We start from the raw sequence: 24228 nt of genomic DNA, 5'->3' as shown, positions 1-24228 counted from the left end.
ATGGGCCGCGCGCTTCTGGTTCTGGCGAACGAAACGTTCCGCCGCAAGGCAATCGACTGGATCATGCGTGCGCCAGTCGACACGCGCGTCGAGTTCAAGGGACCGAAGCGCACGACGCCGCAGAACGATCGCATGTGGGCGATGCTCACCGACCTGTCGCTGCAACTTGCCTGGCACGGCCAGCAACTCACCCCCGAGGATTGGAAACTGGTCATGCTGGACGCGCTGCGCCGCGAGAAACACGACCAGCTTCGCCTCGTGCCGAATACCGACGGGACCGGTTTTGTCCCGCTCGGCACGTCTTCATCCGACCTGTCCAAGGACGAGATGACCGATCTCATCGAGATCATCTTCGCCTTCGGAGCCCGTCACCACGTCATTTGGTCCGAACCGAAATCGAAGGCAGCAGCATGACCAGCAACCCGAGCGTCAACCGCTATCTCGAAGACAAGGCTTTCGATCACATCGACCATGCGCTCGGCCGCCCGGTCGACCCGATGGGCGAGACCTACCGCAACCATTTTACGACCGGCGTGGACAGTCAGGAGGCCAAAGCCTTCGGCGCGTCCGAGAACTGGCAGCTTGATGGGCTTGTGCGAGGCATGGCCTACTTCTCGGTCACCGACGCCGGTCGGAAGGCGCTCGCCGCGCACCTCAAACAGATCGGCGACAAGCACCGCCTCTATGACGTGACCTATGAGGGGCAGACGCAGGCAGTGGTCGCGGTGTCTGCGGCAAAGGCGAAGTACAGCCTTTGGCTGGATATCTCGGATTGCTTCTGCGATCTGACTTTCGCGAAATTCGCTCGCACCGCATCGGTCCGCCTCACCGAGAAGGCGGTGGCAGCATGACCGGACCCGTTCGCTACTTCCACGGCGGCTACGGCGGCCTCTCGGTCGGCCAGTTCGTGTTGCCACCAGCCAAGACCCGCGCGCCCTCAACGGCTCGGTTCGGCGCGGCCGGCGTCTGCGACCCCAGCAAGGTCTATGTCTCCACCGACGCTGGCGGGGCCATGATCTACGCCGCGATGCATTTTTCTGGCCGTGGCAAGCTCTATGAGGTCGAGCCCGTCGGTGAACTGAAACCCGATCCGGACGCCCGCGTCGATGGCCTATCGTTCGCTTGCGACAGGGCCCGCGTCCTGCGCGTGGTTCGCCTCAAGGGGAAGACGATCAAGCGCGTCCAGAAAATCGTCAGGGAGGATGCTTGATGTCAAACCGACAGCAACGTCTATCGGCTGCTCTTGGGAACCTCTTCGTCGAAGCGGGTCTTTTCTCGCCCCGGGTCGTCGTCGAGGATGTCCTCTTCGCCATCTTCCGGCAAGGCCTCATCCGGTTCCAAGTTGGCTTCATCGCGGCTCGGAACCGGCGGTACCCGGCCCTGATCGGCTTGCCGTTCGCTGGCATCCGCTCCAGATCGGTCTGGCAACGGAATCGGCTCAAGATCCATCTCCGGCGGGCGTGGCCTTGCAATGGGCTCCGGCATCGTCTTGTTCGTTTCGGTCTCGTTGACCTTGGCGGCTTTCATGTTTCGGCTCCTTTCCATCTAGAAGACGAACTGGATGCTGTCGGTAAAGTTCCGTACGGGGAGGCATTCTGATGCTCAGCCTCCCCGAATGGATCGGCAAGCAGGTTCCGCCGCTCACTCAAGCTCGTTTGCTGGAGGCCTTGCACTACGACCGGCTGTCGGGAGTCTTCACGTGGAAGGCTCGCCACGACTTACCTTCGTCTTGGAACACAAAGTGGGCTGGTAAGGAAGCTGGCTGCATCGATGGGCACGGATATCGCCTGATCGCCGTCGATGGCGTCCTCTACAAGGCGCACCGCCTGGCATGGCTCTATGTGACTGGCGGATGGCCGGACGCCGATCTTGATCACGCGAACCGCAATAGGTCGGACAACCGGTTCGCGAACCTTCGCCCATGCTCGCGCGGAGAGAATATGCAGAACCAATCAGTGCGGTCAAACAACACGTCGGGCCTCCCAGGCGTGTCGTTTTGCAAGCAGACCAGTCGGTGGAGAGCGAAAATTCGCGTTGATGGACAGCAAATCCACTTGGGCCGTTTCGACGATGCGTCAGAGGCTTATGCCGCCTATCTGACGGCGAAGTCGGTACACCACACGTTCAACCCGTCATCTCCTGTGAGGCTCTCCCATGTCTAGAACCGTTCCGGAATGGATCGCTCGCCATGACAATCAGAAGATCCCCGACCGGGTGAAGCTCCGCATCCTAGAGCGCGAAAACTTCACCTGCCATTTGACAGGGCAGAAGATCGATACCCTTCGAGACGAATATGACTTTGACCATCGTGTCGCTCTGATCCTCGGCGGCGAGCACCGCGAGACCAACCTATTCCCGGCCAAGCGTGAGCCTCACCGCCGGAAGACAGCGGTCGAGATGAAGGTCAAATCCAAGATCGCCCGCACCCGCAAGAAGCACCTGCGCATCGCTAAGCCGAAATCCAGCCTGTCCCACCCGCGCTTCAAGCGCTGCATGGACGGCACGGTCGTTGACCGCAGAACGGGAGAAGTCGTTCGATGAGCGCTCTTCCCTACTGGCCGGCAGCGATGGATCTGAAAACAGCTGCAGCCTACTGCGGCCTCTGCGCTGATACCTTCAAGAAGGTCTGTCCGGTCAAGCCGCTACAATTCACCCAATCGGCCCGAGGCGAGCGCTATTTGCGGTCGAGCATCGACGACTGGCTAGCCATGCTTGATCCAAACAAGCAGAATACCGCGCCAAGACGGAAATTCGGGGAGCGGATCTATGGTGGTCACGGTGAAGCTGGAAGGGCTTAACATCGTCCAGGCGCGGGGGAAATGGTACGTCTACGTCCGCGACACGAAGGAAAAGCTCCTCGGCGGCTTCGTCGGCACCAAAGACGATCTGTACAAGCGCATGGAAATGCCCGACTTCATGGCGGCCTACAATGCGCCGCGGCTGCGCAATATGAAGCGGGTGTACCCCGAAGGCACCCTTGGTTCTCTCGTCGAGTGGTTCGAAAACGACTGCCCGAAGTATCAGACCCTCGCCCAAGCGACGAAAGACGACTACACCGCCGCCTTCCGTTATCTGCGACCAGAGTTCGATTTCGCGCTCGCCGACATCAATCAGGCCGATCTCTACGACCTGCGCGACCGGTGCGCGAAAGAGAAATGGCCGCGCTTCGCCGACAAAATGATTTCGGCGCTCTCCTCGATGTTCACCCAGGCTGTGAAGCGGAAGAAGATGCAGGGCAACCCAGCCCTCGGTATCGACAAGTGCCACAAGTCAGACCCGAACGCGAACCGCGAATGGCAGGCGCACGAATGGGATTATGTCGCCGCCAACGCGCCGCGATATCTCCTCAGCCCGATGATCATCGCGCGCTATGCCGGCTACCGGGGGCAGACCATCGTCAAGCTACGATGGAAGGATTATGGGGCGCATCCTGTCTATGGCTGGAAATGCTTCCAGAAGGTGGCGAACAAGAACAAAGAGCTGGTGATGGTTCCGGCTGTTGTCGAGCTTCAGGATCATCTCGACGGGCTAGACCGCACGGCATTGGAGATTTGCACGCGCCAGGACGGAACGCCGTGGGAATCGGAGGTGCAGATGCAGACGGCTGTCAGCCACTACCTGCGTGACCTTGAGGAGAAGGGTCATATCGGGGAAGGAACTACCCTGCACGGCCTTCGGACGACATATGCCGCCGATCTGAAGAGGTCAGGTGCTGAGACTGGAGACGTTGCCGCCGCATTGGGCGACAAATCGGAGCGCATGGGCGCTCACTACACCCGCCACGTTGAGAATGAGGCCAAGGTTATCAGGGCATTCAAGGGCAAAACGAAGAAGTGACGGGAACGCCTCGCGAACGTATTTTGCAAAACGCGAAGGAAAACCTGCAAAACATTCCCTTGACGAAAGGGCCTAAGTATCTGATTTAGGCTGCATGCGGGCGTGGCGAAACTGGTAGACGCAAGGGACTTAAAATCCCTCGGCCTTGGCTGTGCGGGTTCGATCCCCGCCGCCCGCACCAGGCAATCGGTTTTCAAGGATCAACAGGATAGGCGCATCCGACGCTCTCAGGAGAGCGAGACGTTGCGCCGGCGAGACTGGCCGCTCAGTTGTTGTAGTAATAACAATCGCATTCCGCCTGGTAGGCGTCGTCGTGCCAGACGCGGACGGCGAGTTTCGTTGCGCATCCCTGGTTTTCCAGCCTGAGGCCGAGAAGCGAGACCGCTGCCGCCTTGGAATTGGGGGCGTCCACCTCGATTGCCGATCCGACCTGGTGGACACCCTGCCGCGGGGTCCAGGTGAAGATCTGAACGCTGTAGTGCATCGAATATCCTCCGTGGAGAGATGGTGTGCACGCAATACTAAACGCTATGTGTTCGCAATGAGCCGGTCGCCTTGACCGTTTCAGCCGTCTTCGACGGTCGCTTCAGGCCGATCGCCGCCATCCGTGTGTTCGAAGTGCCAGTGGCCCTCTTCGTCCTGGAAGCTGATCTCCTCGTCGTCGCCGCCGACTTGCTGTTCGGCGGCGGCGGCCTTGGCGGCGGCAAGCGCCGTTTCGCGGTTGGGAAAGGGTTCCGAAAAGGCGTCGGCGGCCTTATAGGCCCATCCGCCGTCATGAGGAACGATGGTGTACGTAATTCGCGCCATACTTCCCTCCCGATAATCCGAAAGACGTTTCCGTCTTCGGCGGGCCGTTGCCGCACGGCCCTGCATTCCTCCTCGTCAAAGGCATACTCAATGCCGAACGCCGCGGATATTAGCACAAGTGTGGTACGAATTGCCACATTCGCGAATCACCCGGAAAGGCTAGCCGCAAAACAAAAAGGCGGCCCCTTGCGGCGCCGCCTAAGCTCTTGAAACGATTGCGTCGAAATGATCAGGCCGAAAGCTTCGCAGCGATCTTGGCGACGTGTGCGCCCTGGAAGCGGGCCGCCTGGAGTTCGACCTCGGACGGCTGGCGCGAGCCGTCGGCATCGGTGATCGTCGAGGCGCCATAGGGCGAGCCGCCCTTGATTTCGTCGAGGCCCATCTGGCCCTGGAAGGCATAGGGAAGACCAGCGACGACCATGCCGTGATGCATCAGCGTCGGAATGAAGCCGAGGATCGTGGATTCCTGACCGCCATGCTGGGTGGCCGAGGACGTGAAGACCGAGCCGACCTTGCCGACCAGCTTGCCAGACGCCCACAGGCTGCCCGTCTGATCGATGAAGTTGCGCATCTGCGAAGCAACGGTGCCGAAGCGCGTCCCGGCGCCGAAGATGATCGCGTCGTATTGGGCAAGCTCCTCGACATGGGCGATCGGCGCGGCCTGGTCGAGTTTGAAATGAGAGGCCTTGGCGATCTCGTCCGGCACCAGTTCCGGAACGCGCTTGACGTCGACTTCGGCGCCGGCAGACTTGGCGCCTTCGGCCACGGCGTAAGCCATGGTTTCGACGTGTCCGTATGCCGAATAGTAGAGAACGAGAACCTTGGCCATAATTGCTCCTTTGGATACAAGCGATCCCACTTGATCACTGCTGCGCGGAAGATTTATCAAAATGCAGCCGCATGCCAGGAGCCGTCCGGGAAACAGACTGTTCTCGCAATGTGAACAATAATAATTCACTGTTAAATGACTGACTAAACAAACAGGATCACCCGATGAGCAGCATAAAAGTCGTCACTGCCGCCATGGTCGCCATCGGCGACGAACTTTTGTCGGGGCGAACCAAGGACAAGAACATCGGTCACCTCGCCGACATGATGACCATGGTCGGCATCGACCTGAAAGAAGTGCGCATCGTCGCCGACGACGAGGCGGCGATCGTCGAGGCGATCAATGCGGTGCGCAGCCGCTACGATTACGTCTTCACATCCGGCGGCATCGGCCCGACGCATGACGACATCACGGCCGACGCCGTGTCTCGCGCCTTCGGCGTCGAATGCATCTACGAGTCCGAGGCGATGGCGCTGCTCGGCGCCATGTACGAACGCCGCAACATGGAGTTTACCGACGCGCGCAAGCGCATGGCGCGCATGCCACTCGGTGCACGCCATATCCCCAACCCGGTATCGACAGCGCCTGGCTTCGCCATCGGCAACGTGCATGTCATGGCCGGCGTGCCGCAGGTCTTCCAGGCCATGCTCGACGCGCTGCTGCCCGGCCTGAACGTCGGCTCGCCCCTCCTCTCCCGCACCGTACGCTCGCCCTTCGGCGAGGGCGATATCGGCAGCCCGCTGACCGAAGTGCAGAAGAACCATCCGGAGACGAGCATCGGCTCCTACCCGAAATTTGACGGCAAGACCTTCTCGACGGATATCGTCGTGCGGGCCCGCGATCCGGAAGCGCTTGCTGCAGCGGAGGCTGATGTCCAGGCGATGATCCAGGCAATCGCCGACGCGCGGGCAAAGGGATAGCGCGAAGCCCTTGCACTCAAGGCCTCAATGCCGTTATTGCATGTCGGCAAATCAGGATGACGCGTTCCCGCCTGCCCGATCTGCCGGACGCTTCGCCTTACCCTCGTTCAGACAAGCCGGAGCCCACCCATGTCGCTGCCCGATAAAGCCTTTCCCGTTTCCTGGGACCAGTTCCACCGCGATGCCCGGGCGCTTGCCTGGCGGCTGGCCGACAACGGCCAGGAATGGCGTGCCATGGTTTGCATCACCCGTGGCGGCCTGGTTCCGGCTGCGATCATTTCGCGCGAACTCAATATCCGGATGATCGAAACCGTCTGCGTCGCCTCCTACCATGACTACGACACGCAGGGGCAGATGAAAGTGCTGAAGGGCATCACGCCTGAAATCACCAAGGACGGCGGTGAAGGCGTGCTGATCGTCGACGACCTGACGGACACCGGCAAGACCGCGGCCGAAGTACGGGCAATGCTGCCGAAGGCGCATTTCGCTGCCGTCTACGCCAAGCCGAAGGGCCGGCCGCTCGTCGATACCTTCGTGACCGAAGTCAGCCAGGACACCTGGATCTATTTCCCCTGGGACTTGGGCTTCACCTACCAGGAGCCGATCGCCAAGGGCACGCGCGGCTGATAGCGCATCTGGGCGGACACCGCGAACGTCGCCTCTCAAGAGGTGGTTTGTCGCCTGTGCGCTCACGATCAACTGATCGGCGGTATCGCGCCGATCAGCGTTTCAGCGGTCAAGCCTGGCCCTGCCTTGGCCCCGGCTGCGCCATGGCGCCAGACCGCTGCGATCGCCGCTTCGAAGGCCGGCATTCCTTTCGCCAGATGTGCGCCGACGATGCCGGCAAGTACGTCCCCCGATCCGGCGGTTGCCAGCCACGGCGGCGCATTGTTGTTGACGACGGCCCGCCCGTCCGGCGCGGCAACGACGGTGTCGGCGCCCTTGTAGACGATCACGGCATGGCTCGCCCGCGCCGCGGCCTGCGCCTTCTCGATCTTCGAAAGCCCGTCGTCACCGGCGATCTCCGGAAAGAGGCGAGCGAACTCGCCATCATGCGGCGTCATCACCATTTGCCCGCCACCTTTCGCCAGCGCCGCGAACAGTTCGCCGGGGTTCGTCTGGAACGAGGTGATGCCATCGGCGTCGAGCACCAGAGAGCGATCGCAGAGCGCAAGCGCAAAGTCCCTCGCCTTCTTGCCGATGCCAAAACCCGGCCCAAGCACGAAGCTGCCCAGGCGCTGGTCCTGCAGCCATTTGGTAAGCTCCCGGCTTCCGTCGATCTCCTTCACCATCACCGCCGTCAGATGAGACGCATTGATGCCGAGCGCGGCCTTGCCGGTGGCGACGGTAACGAGGCCAGCGCCAGCCGCAAGGCCCGCTGCCGCCGAAAGTCGCGCCGCGCCCGTTGCCTGGCGGTCGCCTGAGAAAACGACCAGATGCCCGCGCTTGAACTTGTGCGTCGAGGCCGCCAGGTCACCTCCCCAGCCCGCCCAGAGGAACGGCGCGTTGAGGCGCAGCGAACCTGCGCCGGCACGCACAATGCGCGCGGGAATGCCGATATCGAACACCTTGAGTGTGCCGCAGAGGGATCGCCCGGGCAGAAGCCAATGACCGGGCTTGGGCGCCATGAACGTGACAGTGTGGCGAGTGGCAAAGGCGGCGCCCCGGATCTCGCCCGTCCGGCCGTCGATGCCGCTCGGCAGATCGATGGCAACGACCGGAACGCCGCTGGCATTGACCCGTTCTATAAGGTGAACGACGTCGTCAGGGAGGTCGCGTGACAAGCCCGCCCCAAAGAGCGCATCGATGACGACATCGCCAGCCTGTGGTTCGAATGCAGAGATTGGCGCAGCAGGACCACTCCAGTCGGACCAGGCCCGCGCTGCATCTCCTTGAAGCCTGGCGGGATCGCCGAGGACGAACACCGCGACATCCGCCCCGCTTTCGGCAAGGCCGCGGGCTGCGATGTACCCGTCACCGCCATTGTTGCCTGGACCGCAGAGCACGACGAAGCGGCGGGCATCCGGAAAATGTCGCAGGGCCGCCGCCGTCACCGCCAGTCCGGCGTTGCGCATCAGCGTAAAACTATCGATGCCGGATTGGGCTGCCGCCCGGTCGATTGCCGTCATTTCGGCGGGCGTGATCAACAGGTGCTGAAGGTCGGAGCGCATACGCCAGACTTATCCATGCCCACGCGCGTGAAGCAAGGCCTCAGCGCCGCCACCACGATTGCCTTAAAATCATGCACTTGCACATAATTGTTGCTCAAATAACAAGCTTTGCGTCAGCAATGACGCGGAGACGCCGCAAGAAGCGGGCATCTTTCGATCGGAAATCATAAAAAATAGGCAGATCGCGCCCGCCGAAGGTATGGAAATCCCGCAATCGGCGCGCCGACAGCAGATTTTTTGTCATTCTGACAGATTTTCGCAGAAAAACTGGCATGCAACGTGCATATTCAGGGCGAGCGGGCATGATCCTGCTTTCAAGGGAGAAGCGGAGAGACATTTTCTCATGAAAAAGATCGAAGCGATCATTAAGCCCTTCAAGCTCGACGAAGTGAAGGAAGCCCTTCAGGAAGTCGGTCTGCAGGGTATCACCGTCACGGAAGCCAAGGGCTTCGGGCGGCAGAAGGGTCACACGGAGCTGTATCGCGGCGCCGAATACGTGGTGGACTTCCTGCCGAAGGTAAAGGTCGAAGTCGTGCTGGCGGATGAAAACGCGGAGGCCGTCATCGAGGCGATCCGCAACGCCGCGCAAACCGGCCGCATTGGTGACGGAAAGATTTTCGTTTCCAATGTGGAAGAAGTCATCCGAATTCGCACGGGCGAAACCGGCCTCGACGCCATCTGACATCACGGGCCGTTCGGCCCGGTTCTTTTCAAATCCTCGTCATCTCACACAGGGAATAACGGCAAATGACGACTGCAAGCGATATTCTGAAGCAAATCAAGGACAACGACGTCAAGTTCGTCGACCTGCGCTTTACCGATCCGAAGGGCAAGCTGCAGCACGTAACGATGGATGTGGTCTGCGTCGACGAAGACATGTTCGCCGATGGCGTCATGTTCGACGGTTCCTCGATTGGCGGCTGGAAGGCCATCAACGAGTCCGACATGGTGCTGATGCCCGATCCGGAAACAGCGCATATGGACCCGTTCTTCGCGCAGTCGACGATGGTCATCATCTGCGACATTCTCGATCCGGTTTCGGGCGAATCCTACAACCGCGACCCGCGCGGCACGGCCAAGAAGGCTGAAGCCTACCTCAAGGCATCCGGCATCGGCGACACCGTCTTCGTTGGCCCGGAAGCAGAATTCTTCGTCTTCGACGACGTCAAGTACAAGGCCGACCCGTACAACACCGGCTTCAAGCTCGACTCCTCGGAACTGCCGTCGAACGACGACACCGATTATGAGACCGGCAACCTCGGCCACCGCCCGCGCGTCAAGGGCGGCTACTTCCCGGTTCCGCCGATCGACAGCTGCCAGGACATGCGCTCTGAAATGCTGACGGTCCTGTCCGAAATGGGCGTCACCGTCGAAAAGCATCACCACGAAGTGGCCGCCGCCCAGCACGAGCTCGGCGTCAAGTTCGACGCGCTGGTGCGCAACGCCGACAAGATGCAGATCTACAAGTACGTCGTGCACCAGGTCGCCAATGCCTATGGCAAGACGGCAACCTTCATGCCGAAGCCGATCTTCGGCGACAACGGCTCGGGCATGCACGTACACCTGTCGATCTGGAAGGACGGCAAGCCGACCTTCGCCGGCGATGAATATGCCGGCCTGTCGGAATCCTGCCTCTACTTCATCGGCGGCATCATCAAGCATGCCAAGTCGCTGAACGCCTTCACCAACCCGTCGACGAACTCCTACAAGCGTCTCGTCCCGGGCTATGAAGCACCGGTTCTGCTCGCCTATTCGGCACGCAACCGTTCGGCTTCGTGCCGCATTCCGTTCGGCACCAACCCGAAGGCCAAGCGCGTCGAAGTCCGCTTCCCGGACCCGACCGCCAACCCCTACCTCGCCTTCGCAGCCATGCTGATGGCCGGCCTCGACGGCATCAAGAACAAGCTGCACCCCGGCAAGGCCATGGACAAGGACCTTTATGACCTGCCGCCGAAGGAACTGAAGAAGATCCCGACCGTTTGCGGCTCGCTGCGCGAAGCGCTGGAAAGCCTCGACAAGGACCGCAAGTACCTGACGGCCGGCGGCGTCTTCGACGACGACCAGATCGATTCCTTCATCGAACTTAAGATGCAGGAAGTCATGCGCTTCGAAATGACCCCGCATCCGGTCGAGTACGACATGTACTACTCGGTCTAAAACCATTGGAACCGGCGGCATCGGCAACCGGTTCAAGCCGTGCTCAAGGGCCGGCGGCTCCTCAAACGGAGCCGCCGGCCTTTTCTTTGGCGCGCACGATTGCGAGCGCCCTGAACAAGGAGCGGCACGAAACCGTCGAATTGTGTGATATTATGTTGCCAACAACTTTTGCGCGTCCGCGGGACACGCGCGGCGAGATCGATCAATGGAGGGTGTAGGGAATTCCCTATTGATGTTTTGGGTTCGCCAACCCAGATAATCTCCTGAAAGGATGTGTTGCGTCATGAAACAGAGAAACGCCAAATTCGAGATCGGACAGGTGGTTCGCCATCGGGTTTTCCCGTTCCGCGGCGTCATTTTCGACGTCGACCCGGAATACGCCAACACCGAGGAGTGGTGGAACGCCATTCCGCAGGAGATCCGCCCGAGCAAGGATCAGCCCTTCTATCACCTGTTCGCCGAGAACGACGACAGCGAGTATGTCGCCTACGTCTCCGAGCAGAACCTGGAATTCGACGACAGCGACCGGCCGATGCGCCACGCGCAAGTCGATGCCCTGTTCGACAAGGATGGCGTCGGCCACTACAGGCCCAAGGCGACGTTCCGGCACTAAGGCAACTGCGCTCTCGAACAAATGAAAACGCCCGGACCGCGAGGTCCGGGCGTTTCTTTATGAGTTTGCGGAGGACCGCTTAGTTCTGCTTGGCAGCCTTCTGGGCTTCTTCAAGCTTCTTGCGCGCGTCCTCGGCCTTCTTCTGCATCTCTTCCTGCAGCAGGCGCTGACGCTCTTCGAGCTGCGACTGCTCGATCGGCTCGCCGTCGAACACACCGGTGAAGCCCGTCAGGGCCATCTTGATCGGGTTCGGAGCGCGCTGGAAGTTGACCGAGGTGAAGACGACCTCATTGCCCTTCTTCAGGCTGGCGATCAGCTGGTCGGAAAGCGGCGCTTCTGCAACGCACTTGTCGGGCATGCAGATGGCGTAGTCGAGCTTGACCGGCTTGCCGCCGTCGATCTGCATCTGAACGCCGGTCGGAATGAGGCGCGCGGACGGTACGGAAACCTGCATGATCTTGCGGTTGACCTTGCCGGAGACGGTGATGAGGCCGACAGCGGTCACGAGCTGGCCGTTGTTGGCGGTCAGCAGGTTCTGAACGATGCAGACATCGTTGTCTTCCTGCTTGGTGCAAACCTTGAACCAGCCCTGCGGCGGCTTGCCGCCAGCCTGCTGTGCAGACGCAACGCTCGGAACGCCCGCAGCAGCTACAGTGAGCGCCAGCGCTGCCATGCCCGAACGTTTTGCAATATTCGACTTGAAGATCATTGTGATTCCGTCTCCTGAAATCCGGTAACGGAACAGTTGTTCCGCAGGTGAGTATCGTCAGCCGCCGTTGTCCTGTTGGCCAAATAAGGCAAATGCATGACCCCGTTTCCGGAAACACCTGTTACATTGGCTCGCTTCGATTATCCAGTGTTTCCTGTCATTTTTTGACTTCATACTAGGCGGAATTTGGACCGCGGATCGGTTGGATTCATCCGTCGGCATTGGTAACGTTCGGGGAATCGGCCTGTTGATACCCCTCACGGGAGGTGACCTTGCGTGCAATTCTTTCCGGTCTGGCGCTGATCCTGACCGCCACTTCATTCGGCACTGCTGCGGCAGCCGCTCCCGTGCATGCGATTGCCATGCACGGAGAGCCGGCGCTGCCTGCCGATTTCAAGAACTTTCCCTACGTCAATCCGGACGTAAAAAAGGGTGGAAAGATCTCCTATGGCGTCGTCGGCAGCTTCGACAGCCTCAATCCCTTCATCCTGAAGAGCATGCGCACCACCGCGCGCGGCATGTGGGATCCGGAATACGGCAACCTCGTCTACGAATCGCTGATGCAGCGTTCGCGCGACGAGGCCTTCACCATGTATGGCCTGCTCGCCGAAACAGTGGAGTGGGATGACGACCGGACCTTCATCCAGTTCAATCTCAACCCGAAGGCCCGCTGGGCCGACGGGCAACCTGTTACCGCCGAGGACGTGATCTTCAGCTTCGAGCTGCTGCGTGACAAGGGGCGTGTCCCCTTCAGCAACCGCATGGCCAAGGTGGCGAAGCTCGAAAAGGTCGGGGAGCGCAGCGTGCGCTTTACCTTCACCGAGGATGCCGACCGCGAGCTGCCGCTCCTGCTCGGCCTGTCGCCGGTGCTGCCGAAACATGCCATCGACCTTGCGACCTTCGACCAGACCACGCTGAAGCCGCCGCTCGGCTCCGGCCCCTACCGCGTCGCAGAGGTGAAACCGGGCGAGCGCATCGTCTACAAGCGAAACCCGGACTATTGGGCCAAGGACCTGCCCTCGAAGGTCGGCCAGGACAATTACGACGAGATCTCCGTGGAGTATTTCCTCCAGGAGAACTCGCTGTTCGAAGCCTTCAAGAAGGGCGAGATCGACATCTATCCGGAAGGCAGCGCCACCAAGTGGGCGCGCGGCTACGATTTCCCGGCGGTTCGTTCCGGCGAGGTCGTCAAGGAAACCTTCACGCCGAAGACGCCGTCCGGCATGCTCGGCATCGTCTTCAATACCCGCAGGCCAATGTTCGACAACTTGAAGCTCCGCCAGGGCCTGGCGCTGGTCTTCGACTTCGAGTGGGTCAACAAGAACCTCTTCGACAGCGCCTATACGCGCACGCAGAGCTACTGGCAGAACTCGGCGCTGAGTTTTCTCGGCGCACCGGCCGACGACCGCGAACTCGGCCTGATCGGCGACGCCCGCGATCGAATCAACCCGGCGATCCTCGACGGCACCTATCGCCTGCCGGTGACCGACGCGTCCGGGCGCGATCGCAACGTGCTGCGTGTTGCTGTCTCGCTGATGCGCGAGGCCGGCTATCAGATCAAGGACGGCAAGATGGTCGACCCGCAGGGCAAACCGCTCGCGTTCGAGATCATGAGCCAGAATGCCGGCCAGGAAAAAATCGCCCTCGCCTACCAGCGATTTCTCGCACCTCTCGGCATCCAGGCGTCCGTGCGCACCGTCGACGATTCGCAGTACCAGCAGCGCAGCCAGTCTTTCGACTACGACGTGATCATCAAATCCTTCCCCTCGACGCTGTCACCCGGCATTGAGCAGGCCGGGCGCTGGACCTCACAGGCGCGCGACCGGCAGGGTAGCGACAACTTCGCCGGCGTCGCCGACAAGGACGTCGACCGGATGGTCAATAACATCCTGCAGGCCCGCACGAGCGAAGACTTCACGGCGGCGGTGCGTGCGCATGACCGGTTGCTCGTCAACAATTCCTATCTGGTGCCGCTCTATCACCTCGACGCACAGTGGGTGGCGCGACGCAAGCATATCGGCCGGCCCGATACCATGCCGCTTTACGGCTACCAGCTTCCGACCTGGTGGGATCAAAACGCACAATAGAGGGTTGGTTCCCTTTTGGTAACGCATTGAAAGCCGGATGAAACCGGCTTATCTCGCCTTCAACCGAACAAGGAAAGGCGCCCACACCATGCAAACCGTCAGCATCGATATTGTCTCGGACGTTGTTTGTCCCTGGTGTTATCTCGGCAAGGCGCGGCTCGACCAGGCGATTGCCAATCTTCCGGACGTGCTGGTCACGGTCAACTGGCGCCCCTACCAGCTCAATCCCGACCTGCCGCCCGAGGGGATCGATCACAAGCGGCATCTTGCCGAGAAGCTCGGCGGCCAGGCGGCCGTCGATCGCGCCCACGACACGCTGCGCGAACTCGGCAATGCCGACGGCATCGCCTTCGACTTCGAAGCGGTGAAGATCAGCCCGAACACGCTTGACGCTCATCGGCTTGTCCGCTGGGCCGCGACCAACGGCGAGCAGGCGCAGTCCGCCGTCGTCGGCTTGCTGTTCAAGGCCAATTTCGAAGAAGGCCGCAATGTCGGTGATCACGCGGTCCTGCTCGATATCGCCGAGCAAGCAGGCCTCGATCGCCCCGTCGTTGCGGCTCTGCTTGGCTCCGATGCCGACAAGGATGCGGTCAAGGAAGAGGTTGGCATGGCCCGCGAGATGGGCGTAACCGGCGTTCCCTGCTTCATCCTCGAAGGACAATATGCCGTGATGGGCGCGCAATCGGTCGATGTATTGACGAATGCGCTGCGCGAAATCGCCGAGATGAAGGCGAGCGGCAAGCCGAACTGATCTCGGCACGACCTGAAACAGACTTGCTCGACAGACCTTGACCGTACTGCCGCACCACGCGGCAGTACGGTTTTTTCTTACTTCGCCAGGCCGGCGAGCTGCGTCATCACCATTGCTGCACCGGACAGGCGCTTTTCCGGCGTCGCCAGTTCGCGCTGGAAGAAGATGCTCTGGTCGGGCCGGATCTTCGAAAGCGTGCCTTGCTTGGCGATGTAACCCACCAGTGCCGCAGGGTTCGGGAATTCCTTGTTGCGGAACTGCACGACGACGCCCTTCGGCCCGGCATCGAGCTTCTCGACATTCGCCGTGCGGCAGAGCGACTTGATGTAGACGATCTTCAAGAGATGCTGGACCTCGATCGGCAGCGGACCGAAGCGGTCGATCATCTCGGCGCCGAAGCCGTCGATCTCCTTCAAGTCCGTCAGTTCGCCGAGACGACGATAAAGGCCGAGCCTCAGATGCAGATCCGGAACGTAGTGTTCCGGGATCATGACGGGCGTTCCGACCGAAATCTGCGGCGACCAGCCGGTGTCGTGGATTTCTTCCTCACCCTTGAGTTCGGCGACCGCTTCCTCGAGCATCTGCTGGTAAAGCTCGAAGCCAACCTCCTTGATATGGCCCGACTGCTCTTCGCCGAGCAGGTTGCCAGCGCCGCGGATATCGAGGTCGTGACTTGCGAGCTGGAAACCGGCGCCGAGCGTGTCGAGCGACTGCAGCACCTTCAGCCGGCGTTCGGCCATGCCCGTCAGCGTCTTGTTGACCGGCAGCGTGAACAGCGCAAAGGCGCGCACCTTCGAGCGGCCGACGCGGCCGCGAAGCTGGTAGAGCTGGGCGAGACCGAACATGTCGGCGCGGTGCACGATCAGCGTGTTGGCCGTCGGTACGTCGAGACCGGATTCGACGATCGTCGTCGACAGCAGTACATCGTAACGGCCGTCATAGAAGGCGTTCATGATGTCTTCGAGCTCGGTTGCCGGCATCTGGCCGTGGGCGACGGCTACCTTCAGCTCCGGAACGTCCGATTTCAGGAAATCATGGATCTCCGACAAGTCGCTCAGACGCGGGCAGACATAGAAGCTCTGGCCGCCGCGGTAGTGCTCGCGCATCAGCGTTTCCCGGATCACCAGCGCATCGAAGGGCGAGATGAAGGTGCGCACCGCCATGCGGTCGACCGGCGGCGTCGTGATCAGCGACAGTTCACGCACCCCGGTCAGGGCAAGCTGCAGCGTGCGCGGGATCGGCGTCGCCGAAAGCGTCAACACGTGCACGTCGGACTTCAGCTCCTTCAGCCGCTCCTTGTGCTTGACGCCGAAGTGCTGCTCTTCGTCGATGATCAAGAGGCCGAGATTGGCAAAGTTGACCGACGTGCCGAGCAGCGCATGCGTACCGACGACGACATCGGTCTTGCCATCGGCCACTTCCTTCTTCGTCAGCGCCAGTTCCTTGGAACCGACGAGGCGCGACGCCTGCTGGATGCGGATCGGCAGCCCACGGAACCGTTCGGAAAAGGTCTTGAAGTGCTGGCGGGCAAGCAGCGTCGTCGGCACGACGACCGCGACCTGTACGCCGTTCATGGCAGCGATGAAGGCGGCACGAAGCGCCACTTCCGTCTTGCCGAAGCCGACGTCGCCGCAGACGAGGCGGTCCATCGGACGGCCGCTGCCGAGATCTTCCCGCACCGCCTCGATCGAGTTCAGCTGGTCTTCGGTCTCGTCATAGGGGAAGCGGGCGGCAAACTCATCATAGACGCCGTCCTGTGCGGCGAGCACCGGCGCCCGGCGCGTATGGCGTTCGGCGGCGATGCGAATGAGGCCGCCCGCCATATCGAGCAGCCGCTTCTTGAGCTTGGCCTTGCGCGCCTGCCAGGCGACGCCGCCGAGCTTGTCGAGGATCGCATCGGTGCCTTCTGAACCGTAGCGCGACAGAAGCTCGATGTTTTCGACCGGCAGGAAAAGCTTGGCATCGTCGGCATAGACGAGCTCGAGGCAATCATGCGGGGCGCCGACCGCCTCGATGGTGCGCAGGCCGACGAAACGGCCGATGCCGTGTTCGGCGTGCACGACATAGCTGCCCTCGTCGAGACCAGCCACCTCGGCGATGAAGTCGGCACCGCGCTTGCGCCGCTTCGAGCGGCGGACCATGCGGTCGCCCAGAATATCCTGTTCGCCGATGATGACGAGATCGCCCGTCTCGAAACCGGCTTCGATGCTGAGCACGGCCGAGGCCGCCTCGCCCGGCTTCAGCGACTTGATCTCGGCGAGTGCCTTGATGGGCTTGACGTTGCCGAGACCGTGTTCGGCGAGAACCTGGAGCAGGCGATCGAGCGATCCTTCGCTCCAGCCTGAAATCACCACCTTGGCGCCCTTCGAGCGCCGCTCGGCGATGTACTTGACCGCCTGATCGAAGACGTTGACGCGTTCGTCTTGGGCTTCGCCCTCACCCGCCGACTTCGCCCAACGCATGCCCTGGCGCGCATCGACCGAGATGACCTGGCGGGCCTCGCCCTCGTGCTCGTTGAAGGGCGACAGGCGAATGGCGTCGCGTGAACTCAGGCCGGCGTTGAAGCCCTGCGAGCTCAGATAGAGCAGCTCCGGCGGAACCGGCTTGTAGGGCGTACCCTGGGTGGCCTGCGCCTTGCCCGGAGACGCCGAGGCCAAACGGGCGTCGTAATAGTCGAGAATGAGCTTCGAGCGCTCAGCCGCAGCTTCGCGCGCCAGATGATCGGTGACGATACGGAAGCCGTCGAGATAGTCGAAGACTGTCTCCAGCCCGTCATAGAACAGCGGCAGCCAATGCTCCATGCCGGCATAGCGCCGGCCTTCGGAGACAGCCTGGTAAAGCGCGTCGTCGCGGGTCGTCGCGCCGAACAGCGACAGGTAGTGCTTGCGGAAGTGGCTAATCGTTTCGGGCGTCAGCGACACCTCGCTCATCGGATTGAGATCGAGGGAGCGGACCTGACCGGTCGTGCGCTGACTTGCAGGATCGAACGAGCGGATTGTTTCGAGCGTATCGCCGAAGAAATCAAGGCGCAGCGGCTCGCCGCTCCCCGGCACGAAGACATCGAGGATGCCGCCGCGCACTGCGTATTCGCCAACCTCACGCACGGTCGCGACACGCTCGAAGCCGTTGCGCTCCAGCCGCATCGCGATGTCGTCCATACGCACCTGATTGCCCGGACGGGCCGAAAACGCCAGGCTCTGGATCACGTCCTGCGGCGAGATCTTCTGGAGGGCGGCGTTGACCGTCACCAGCACGATCGCCGCATGCGGCTTCTTCTTGTGCGCAATCAAGGCGCTCAGCGCCGCCAGCCGCCGTGCCGACGTGTCGGCGCTCGGCGAGACGCGGTCATAGGGAAGGCAGTCCCAGCCGGGAAGCGTCAGCACCGGAATGTCGGGCGCGACGAATGAGAGGACCTGCTCAAGATCGGCGATCCGCTGGCCGTCCGATAGAATGTAGGCGACCGGCTGGCCGGCGCGGGCGAGCTCAGCAAGGATCAGCGCCTCGGCCCCGGAGGGCACCGGCCCGATCGTGATCTCTCGCTGTGCTTCGACAATCTTCTTCGGATCAAGGCCAGCCAGCATCATCGGTCTATTTCATCCCTTCGGGAAGCTTGTCGAAATCCGGACGATAGGCAGCGATGCGCTGAAACATCTGCGTCTGATAGCAAGCCGGCACCGGCTGTTCGCCGATGATCCACTTGACGAGATCGTTGTCTTCCTCGCCCATGATCGTCTCGAGTTCATCGAGTTGTGCTTCAGAAAGCGTCGAGAGCTCAGCCTCTGCAAATTGCCCGAGGATCAAATCCATCTCGCGAATGCCGCGATGCCAGGCGCGAAACAGGATCCGCCGTCGACGCGGATCGAGATCGGCGCTGGTGCGAGAGATGCCGGTCATGGGAAATTCCTTCCTGCCGCCCGCGATGACGCCTGCACGCTCGGACGAACGCGCGAGGCCTTTGGGGTACGGTTTGTCGTCAACGGCTCTATAAACTCTGAATAGCCGATTGTCAGCCTTGCCAAAGCCCGAATTATCATCGCAATTTCATCGCCATGCGCCCCGCCCTGCTAGATCCGCTCTTCTCCCCGCTCGACACGCTTCCAGGCATCGGCCCGAAGATCGGCGAACTCTATGCCCGTTTGCTCGGTCGCGAGACGATCGAAGACTGCCGCGTGGTCGATCTCGTTTTTCACGCGCCGCATTCGTTGATCGACCGGCGCCAACAGCCTGGCATCGCCCACGCGCCTCAAGGGGTTATCGTCACCATCACCGGTCGGGTCGATCGCCACCAGCCGCCCCCGCGCGGAAAGCCCAACCTGCCCTATCGCGTCTTCCTGCATGACGAGACCGGGGAGCTGGCGCTCACCTACTTCCGCGTCAAGGGCAACTGGTTGGAAAAATCGCTGCCGGTCGATGAGACAGTCATCGTCAGCGGCAAGGTCGACTGGTTCAACGGCCGCCCCTCCATGGTTCACCCTGACTATGCGGTCCGGGCAAGCGAGGCGGAAAACCTGCCGCTGGTCGAGCCGGTCTACGGGCTGACAGCGGGACTTTCACCAAGGATATTGCGCAAGTCGATCGAGGCCGCCGTCGCCCGCGTTCCGGACATGCCCGAATGGATGGACGACGCGCTGCTGACGCGACAAGGTTTCAGCACCGCAGCCGAAAGTTTCCGCGCGCTGCATGATCCCCGCGACGCGACCGACCTTGATCCGCAGGCACCTGCCCGCCGCCGCCTCGCCTATGACGAGTTTCTCGCCGGGCAATTGTCCCTGGCTCTCGTTCGCCAGCGCCTGCGCAAGGTCGCGGGAGTACCGGTTCACGCGACCGGTGTGCTTTCCCGTCCGGTCATCGACGCCCTTCCCTTTTCCTTGACAGCCAGTCAGTCGACGGCGATCGCCGACATCCTGAAGGACATGGCCGGCACCGAGCGTATGCTCCGGCTGCTGCAAGGCGATGTCGGCTCCGGCAAGACGATGGTGGCGCTGATGGCGATGCTCGCCGCCGTCGAATCCGGCGGTCAGGCGGTGCTGATGGCGCCGACCGAAATTCTCGCCCGCCAGCACCATGCGACGCTTGCAAGGATGGCCGCATCCGCGGGCATCGCCATCGACGTTTTGACCGGCCGCACCAAGGGCAAGGAGCGCGACGCCATTCTCGAGCGCATCGCGTCCGGAGAAACGCGCATGGTGATCGGCACGCATGCGCTTTTCCAGGACACGGTGAGCTACAAGGAGCTGACACTGGCGGTGGTGGACGAACAGCATCGCTTCGGCGTTCACCAGCGCCTGCGCCTGACCGCCAAGGGCATCTCGCCGCATATGCTGGTCATGACGGCAACGCCGATCCCGCGCACGCTGGTGCTTGCCGCCTTCGGCGACATGGACGTTTCGAAGCTCACGGAAAAGCCCGCCGGACGCAAGCCGATCCAGACGGTGACGATCCCGACGGAGCGCGTTGGCGACATCGTCGATCGGCTCGACGCTGCCCTTCGCGAAGGCAAGAAGGCCTATTGGATCTGCCCGCTCGTGGAAGAGTCCGAAGCCGTCGACGTCATGTCGGCCGAAGAACGATACGAAGGCCTCGCCAAGCGCTTCGGCAACAATGTCGGCCTGGTACACGGCCGTATGAACGGGGCGGAGAAGGACGCCGTCATGCTCGCCTTCAAGAACGGCGAGGTCCGCCTGCTGGTTGCGACAACAGTCGTGGAAGTCGGCGTCGACGTGCCCGACGCAACAATCATGGTGATCGAGCATGCGGAACGCTTCGGCCTTGCCCAGCTTCACCAGTTGCGCGGCCGCGTCGGCCGTGGCGACGAGGCATCGACGTGCATCCTGCTCTACAAGGGACCGCTCGGCGAAACCGGCCGCGCGCGGCTCTCGATCCTGCGCGACAGCGAGGACGGCTTCCTGATCGCCGAGGAAGACCTGAAGCTGCGCGGCGAAGGCGAGTTGCTCGGCACGCGCCAGTCAGGCACGCCCGGTTTTCGCATCGCCAGCCTGGAGGCCCACGGCGATCTGCTCGAAATCGCGCGGAAGGACGCCGCCTACGTGATCGAGCGCGATCCGGACCTCACTTCGGAGCGCGGCGAAGCGCTCCGTACGCTGCTCTATCTCTACCGCCGCGATGAGGCGATCCGCTTCCTGCGCGCCGGCTGACCGACCACCCTGCCAAACCGACGATCACGGCGGCCCGGCATCAAGATACGGGAATCTCAGTCTTCTGCTGACCGATTTTCAAAGGTGCATTGGCGAGCGGCTTCTGGTCGGGCGTCACGAGGCCCCCCGAGATCAGGAGCTTCGCCGCGTCCTCCGCGCTCATGTCAAGCGGGATGATCTTGTCGCGCGGGATGAACAGCAGGAACCCCGCCGTCGGGATCGGGGTCGGCGGCAGGAAGACCGCGACCATGTCCATGCCGCGTTCCTTGAATTTCGAGGCGATCTCGCCTTTCACATCCGTTGCGATGAACACCAGCGACCAGATGCCCGGGCTCGGATACTCGATCAGCCCGGCCTTCTTGAAGGAGGAGGACTGTTCCTGCAGCACCGTCTGGAATATCTGCTTGGTGGACTTGTAGATCGTGCGGACGAGAGGCGTCCGATTGAGGAGCGACTCGGCGAAATTCACGATCGACCGACCGACGAGGTTTGCGGTCATGAAACCGACGAAGGTGATCACGAAAATGGCGACGAGCAGACCGAAGCCGGGAATGGCCACGGGCGAATAGGTGTCCGGATTATAGAAGTTCGGCAGGTAGGGCTTCACCCAACCGTCGGCCCAGTCGATGAAGGTGCGCACGAGCCAGACGGTGATCGCGACCGGTGCGCAGATGATCAAACCCGTCAGGAAGTAGTTGCGCAGCCGGGTGCCGATATAGCCGCGTTTCGAATGTTCCGTCATGCTTCTTCCGTCTCAACCTCACTCGACGCCGAAGGCCGGATGATAGGCGACCGTACCGGCCGCCATCGCGCCGGAGAGAGCCAGCGCCATGAAATATTGCGGCGCACAACCGGGGAATACAAGAGCCGATTCGTTACGGAAACCGAACTTTTGATACAAGGCCGGATCACCGACGACAACGCAGCCGGCGGCCCCTTCCGCCCGCAGCCATTCGAGCCCCTCGAGGATCAGCTGCCGGCCGATGCCCTGGGCCTGAACGTCCGGCTTGACCGAGACCGGCCCAAGCCCGAACCAGCCGGGCTCTTCCGGCGTCAGAGTGACGGGCGAAAAGGCGATGTGCCCGACGACTTCCTCGTTCATCTCGGCGACCAGCGACACACTCAGCGCACCGGACTCACGCAGTCGCTCGATGATGAAGGGTTCGCTCTGGTCGCTGTGCGGATGCCCTTCGAAGGCGGCCGCGGTCACGGCATGTATCACCGCTTCGTCGCCGGGGCGCTCGTGCCGGACATAGATCATTCGACGGTCACCGATTTGGCGAGGTTGCGGGGCTGGTCGACGTCGGTGCCCATGAACACCGCCGTGTGATAGGCAAGGAGCTGGATCGGCAGCGAGAAGATCATCGGCGCGATGACCTCATCGACATCAGGCAACACGATCGTCGCCATGGTCTCGAGCTTCGAGGCGGCGGCGCCCTTCTCGTCGGTGATGAGAATGATCCGGCCGCCGCGGGCCGCGACTTCCTGCATGTTGGAAACGGTCTTCTCGTAGAAGCGGTCGTGCGGCGCGATGACGATAACCGGCATGTTCTCGTCAATCAGCGCGATCGGTCCATGCTTCAGTTCGCCGGCGGCATAACCTTCCGCATGGATATAGGAGATCTCCTTGAGCTTGAGCGCCCCCTCCATCGCCAGCGGGAAGCTGGTGCCGCGGCCGAGGTAGAGAACGTCGCGGCACTTCGACAGCTCGCGCGAAAGAAGCTCGATCTTCGGCTGAACGGCGTTCAGCACCTGCCCCATGATGCGCGGCATTTCCGCGAGATAGCGAACCAAGACCTGCTCTTCCTCAGCACTCACCGTGCCGCGGGCGCGACCGGCACCGATCGCGAGCGACGCCAGCACTGCGAGCTGGCAGGTGAAGGCCTTGGTCGAGGCGACACCGATTTCCGGGCCGGCAAGGATCGGAAAGACCGCATCGGATTCACGCGCGATGGTCGATTCACGCGTGTTGACCACGGCACCGATCTTCAGGCCAAGTTCCTTGCAATAGCGCAGCGACGCCAGCGTATCAGCGGTTTCGCCGGATTGAGAGATGAACAACGCGGCCGCCTCGGAAGGCAGCGGGATCTCGCGGTAGCGGAACTCGGACGCGACGTCGATTTCCACCGGCAGGCGCGCGTAACGCTCAAACCAGTACTTGCCGACGAGGCCTGCGAGATAGGCGGTGCCGCAGGCGGAAATCGCAAGGCTCGGAATCTTGGCGAAATCGATCGTGCCTGAGAGCGCCTTGATGCGGTTGCCGGCAAAATCGATGTAGTGGCTGAGCGCGTGCGCGATCACCTCCGGCTGCTCATAGATCTCCTTCTCCATGAAGTGCCGGTGGTTGCCCTTGTCGATCATGTAGGCGGCGGCCGTAGACAGCTGCTTCGGCCGGTCGACGACGTTACCGTCGAGGTCGAAGATATGCACGCCGTTCGCCCCGATCACCGCCCAGTCGCCATCGATCAGATAGGTGATCTCGTTGGTGAAGGGCGCAAGCGCGATCGCGTCGGAGCCGAGGAACATTTCGCCGCGGCCGTGACCGATCGCAAGCGGCGGGCCGTTACGCGCCGCCATGATCGTCGAAGGATCGTCCTGGAAGAGCACCGCCAGCGCATAGGCACCGGTGACGCGCTTCAGCATCGCGTGCATGGCTTCGCGCCGGCCGAGGCCTTCGCGACGGAACTTGGAGAGCAGATGGGCCACAACCTCGGTGTCGGTGTCGGTCTCGAACTTTGCGCCACTGGCGATCAGTTCGTCCTTCAGCTCGGCGAAGTTCTCAATGATGCCGTTGTGGACGACGGCGACCCCGTCGGTGAAATGCGGGTGGGCGTTGCGTTCGGTCGGCGCGCCATGGGTTGCCCAGCGCGTGTGGGCAATGCCGATCGTGCCGGCGAGCGGCTCTTCGCGCAGCCTGATCTCCAGATTGACGAGCTTGCCCTCGGCGCGCCGCCGCTCCAGCTTGCCGCCAATGACGGTGGCGACACCGGCGGAATCATAACCGCGGTATTCCAAGCGCTTCAGCGCATCGACCAGTCGTTCCGATACCGGCTGGTTGCCAACGATGCCTACAATACCGCACATAGTCGTCTCCGAATTCGTCCCCGCGCCGCGATCGGCGCCCCTGTTCAACGAGGGCGGAAATGCCGCCCGGCGCGCTGTCTTGGTAAAGCATTTGCAGGTCGAGGCAAT

Annotated in this window: 27 protein-coding genes and 1 tRNA gene; 16 read left to right on the top strand and 12 right to left on the bottom strand. The window is 61.9% G+C overall.

Features of this window, described 5'->3' with window-relative positions:
- The 3 genes from ASD63_RS27730 to ASD63_RS27720 are packed head-to-tail and all read left to right on the top strand — an operon-like array spanning position 1 to position 1210.
- Complete coding sequence (locus ASD63_RS27730; protein WP_060530040.1) at positions 1-414, top strand: recombination protein NinB; 414 nt, start codon at positions 1-3, stop codon at positions 412-414.
- A complete protein-coding gene (locus ASD63_RS27725) occupies positions 411-851 on the top strand; it encodes a hypothetical protein (RefSeq protein ID WP_060530039.1) in 441 nt (146 codons plus the stop codon). The genes ASD63_RS27730 and ASD63_RS27725 overlap by 4 nt, the downstream gene beginning before the upstream one ends.
- Positions 848-1210, top strand: a complete 363-nt coding sequence (locus tag ASD63_RS27720) for a hypothetical protein (protein ID WP_060530038.1) — start codon at positions 848-850, stop codon at positions 1208-1210. The genes ASD63_RS27725 and ASD63_RS27720 overlap by 4 nt, the downstream gene beginning before the upstream one ends.
- 20 nt (positions 1211-1230) lie before the next feature.
- On the opposite strand, the gene ASD63_RS27715 is transcribed toward ASD63_RS27720, so the two are convergent.
- Positions 1231-1527: a hypothetical protein gene (locus ASD63_RS27715; RefSeq protein ID WP_060530037.1), complete on the bottom strand. Its 297-nt coding sequence runs from the start codon at positions 1525-1527 to the stop codon at positions 1231-1233.
- Positions 1528-1598: 71 nt separating this feature from the next.
- Here ASD63_RS27715 and ASD63_RS27710 point away from each other — a divergent pair, with 71 nt between their 5' ends.
- The 5 genes from ASD63_RS27710 to ASD63_RS27690 all read left to right on the top strand — a co-directional run bounded on the left by ASD63_RS27710 (position 1599) and on the right by ASD63_RS27690 (position 4018).
- On the top strand, positions 1599-2162 hold the full coding sequence (locus ASD63_RS27710; protein ID WP_060530036.1) for an HNH endonuclease: 564 nt from the start codon (positions 1599-1601) through the stop codon (positions 2160-2162).
- A complete protein-coding gene (locus ASD63_RS27705; RefSeq protein ID WP_060530035.1) occupies positions 2155-2541 on the top strand; it encodes an HNH endonuclease in 387 nt (128 codons plus the stop codon). The genes ASD63_RS27710 and ASD63_RS27705 overlap by 8 nt, the downstream gene beginning before the upstream one ends.
- On the top strand, positions 2538-2798 hold the full coding sequence (locus ASD63_RS27700; protein ID WP_060530034.1) for a hypothetical protein: 261 nt from the start codon (positions 2538-2540) through the stop codon (positions 2796-2798). Before ASD63_RS27705 ends, ASD63_RS27700 begins: the two co-directional genes overlap by 4 nt.
- Positions 2767-3837 carry a tyrosine-type recombinase/integrase gene (locus tag ASD63_RS27695; RefSeq protein WP_060530033.1) on the top strand — a complete coding sequence of 357 codons (1071 nt, stop codon included), beginning with the start codon at positions 2767-2769 and terminating at the stop codon, positions 3835-3837. The genes ASD63_RS27700 and ASD63_RS27695 overlap by 32 nt, the downstream gene beginning before the upstream one ends.
- Positions 3838-3933: 96 nt before the next feature.
- Positions 3934-4018: transfer RNA gene (locus ASD63_RS27690), tRNA-Leu, on the top strand.
- An 84-nt stretch (positions 4019-4102) separates the two neighbouring features.
- Here the strand turns inward: ASD63_RS27690 and ASD63_RS27685 are convergent.
- The 3 genes from ASD63_RS27685 to wrbA form a co-directional block, all read right to left on the bottom strand.
- Positions 4103-4321: a hypothetical protein gene (locus ASD63_RS27685; protein WP_034791089.1), complete on the bottom strand. Its 219-nt coding sequence runs from the start codon at positions 4319-4321 to the stop codon at positions 4103-4105.
- 80 nt (positions 4322-4401) lie between these two features.
- Entirely contained in the window at positions 4402-4644 is a 243-nt protein-coding gene (locus tag ASD63_RS27680) for a DUF2188 domain-containing protein (protein ID WP_034791085.1), read from the bottom strand.
- Positions 4645-4873: 229 nt separating this feature from the next.
- Entirely contained in the window at positions 4874-5473 is a 600-nt protein-coding gene (gene wrbA, locus ASD63_RS27675; RefSeq protein ID WP_034791083.1) for an NAD(P)H:quinone oxidoreductase, read from the bottom strand.
- A gap of 164 nt (positions 5474-5637) precedes the next feature.
- Here wrbA and ASD63_RS27670 point away from each other — a divergent pair, with 164 nt between their 5' ends.
- Both ASD63_RS27670 and gpt read left to right on the top strand, forming a co-directional pair.
- Positions 5638-6393 carry a competence/damage-inducible protein A gene (locus tag ASD63_RS27670; RefSeq protein WP_034791070.1) on the top strand — a complete coding sequence of 252 codons (756 nt, stop codon included), beginning with the start codon at positions 5638-5640 and terminating at the stop codon, positions 6391-6393.
- Positions 6394-6522: 129 nt separating this feature from the next.
- Complete coding sequence (gene gpt / locus ASD63_RS27665; RefSeq protein WP_034791068.1) at positions 6523-7020, top strand: xanthine phosphoribosyltransferase; 498 nt, start codon at positions 6523-6525, stop codon at positions 7018-7020.
- A gap of 68 nt (positions 7021-7088) precedes the next feature.
- Here gpt and ASD63_RS27660 read toward each other — a convergent pair whose 3' ends face one another.
- Both ASD63_RS27660 and ASD63_RS35335 read right to left on the bottom strand, forming a co-directional pair.
- Positions 7089-8564 (bottom strand): NAD(P)H-hydrate dehydratase, encoded by a 1476-nt coding sequence (locus ASD63_RS27660; protein WP_060530032.1) that lies wholly within the window; start codon positions 8562-8564, stop codon positions 7089-7091.
- A gap of 94 nt (positions 8565-8658) precedes the next feature.
- A complete protein-coding gene (locus ASD63_RS35335) occupies positions 8659-8808 on the bottom strand; it encodes a hypothetical protein (RefSeq protein WP_156552955.1) in 150 nt (49 codons plus the stop codon).
- 99 nt (positions 8809-8907) lie between these two features.
- Here ASD63_RS35335 and ASD63_RS27655 point away from each other — a divergent pair, with 99 nt between their 5' ends.
- From ASD63_RS27655 to hspQ, 3 genes are all read left to right on the top strand, one after another.
- Positions 8908-9246 (top strand): P-II family nitrogen regulator, encoded by a 339-nt coding sequence (locus tag ASD63_RS27655; protein ID WP_003528058.1) that lies wholly within the window; start codon positions 8908-8910, stop codon positions 9244-9246.
- Positions 9247-9311: 65 nt separating this feature from the next.
- Positions 9312-10721, top strand: coding sequence for a type I glutamate--ammonia ligase (glnA, locus tag ASD63_RS27650; protein ID WP_034791062.1), 1410 nt, complete (start codon positions 9312-9314; stop codon positions 10719-10721).
- Between the two features lie 283 nt (positions 10722-11004).
- Entirely contained in the window at positions 11005-11334 is a 330-nt protein-coding gene (gene hspQ, locus ASD63_RS27645; protein WP_034791060.1) for a heat shock protein HspQ, read from the top strand.
- Positions 11335-11413: 79 nt separating this feature from the next.
- Here the strand turns inward: hspQ and ASD63_RS27640 are convergent, their stop codons facing one another.
- Positions 11414-12043 carry an invasion associated locus B family protein gene (locus tag ASD63_RS27640; RefSeq protein WP_034791027.1) on the bottom strand — a complete coding sequence of 210 codons (630 nt, stop codon included), beginning with the start codon at positions 12041-12043 and terminating at the stop codon, positions 11414-11416.
- Positions 12044-12315: 272 nt separating this feature from the next.
- On the opposite strand from ASD63_RS27640, the gene ASD63_RS27635 reads away from it, so the two are divergent.
- Both ASD63_RS27635 and ASD63_RS27630 read left to right on the top strand, forming a co-directional pair.
- On the top strand, positions 12316-14130 hold the full coding sequence (locus ASD63_RS27635) for an extracellular solute-binding protein (protein ID WP_082572999.1): 1815 nt from the start codon (positions 12316-12318) through the stop codon (positions 14128-14130).
- 88 nt (positions 14131-14218) lie between these two features.
- Positions 14219-14881 carry a DsbA family protein gene (locus tag ASD63_RS27630; RefSeq protein WP_034791385.1) on the top strand — a complete coding sequence of 221 codons (663 nt, stop codon included), beginning with the start codon at positions 14219-14221 and terminating at the stop codon, positions 14879-14881.
- 77 nt (positions 14882-14958) lie between these two features.
- Here the strand turns inward: ASD63_RS27630 and mfd are convergent, their stop codons facing one another.
- Together mfd and ASD63_RS27620 are read right to left on the bottom strand one after the other, a co-directional pair.
- Positions 14959-18462, bottom strand: a complete 3504-nt coding sequence (gene mfd, locus ASD63_RS27625) for a transcription-repair coupling factor (protein ID WP_034791384.1) — start codon at positions 18460-18462, stop codon at positions 14959-14961.
- A gap of 7 nt (positions 18463-18469) precedes the next feature.
- On the bottom strand, positions 18470-18775 hold the full coding sequence (locus tag ASD63_RS27620; protein ID WP_034791024.1) for a succinate dehydrogenase assembly factor 2: 306 nt from the start codon (positions 18773-18775) through the stop codon (positions 18470-18472).
- Between the two features lie 155 nt (positions 18776-18930).
- Here ASD63_RS27620 and recG point away from each other — a divergent pair, with 155 nt between their 5' ends.
- The gene (gene recG, locus ASD63_RS27615; protein WP_034791021.1) at positions 18931-21036 is read left to right on the top strand and encodes an ATP-dependent DNA helicase RecG; all 2106 of its coding nucleotides are present in this window, start codon (positions 18931-18933) and stop codon (positions 21034-21036) included.
- A gap of 40 nt (positions 21037-21076) precedes the next feature.
- Here the strand turns inward: recG and ASD63_RS27610 are convergent, their stop codons facing one another.
- The 3 genes from ASD63_RS27610 to glmS are packed head-to-tail and all read right to left on the bottom strand — an operon-like array spanning position 21077 to position 24120.
- Positions 21077-21778 (bottom strand): DUF502 domain-containing protein, encoded by a 702-nt coding sequence (locus ASD63_RS27610; protein WP_034791018.1) that lies wholly within the window; start codon positions 21776-21778, stop codon positions 21077-21079.
- Positions 21779-21796: 18 nt separating this feature from the next.
- A complete protein-coding gene (locus tag ASD63_RS27605; RefSeq protein ID WP_090295570.1) occupies positions 21797-22297 on the bottom strand; it encodes an N-acetyltransferase in 501 nt (166 codons plus the stop codon).
- Positions 22294-24120, bottom strand: a complete 1827-nt coding sequence (gene glmS / locus ASD63_RS27600; protein WP_034791015.1) for a glutamine--fructose-6-phosphate transaminase (isomerizing) — start codon at positions 24118-24120, stop codon at positions 22294-22296. Before glmS ends, ASD63_RS27605 begins: the two co-directional genes overlap by 4 nt.
- Between the last annotated feature and the right edge of the window lie 108 nt (positions 24121-24228).

The organism is Ensifer sp. Root558, assembly GCF_001427045.1.
GTDB classification, from domain to species: Bacteria; Pseudomonadota; Alphaproteobacteria; order Rhizobiales; family Rhizobiaceae; genus Ensifer; species Ensifer adhaerens.
Note: the sequence above shows the minus strand (reverse complement) of the source record. Positions and strands in the feature narration are given on the sequence as shown.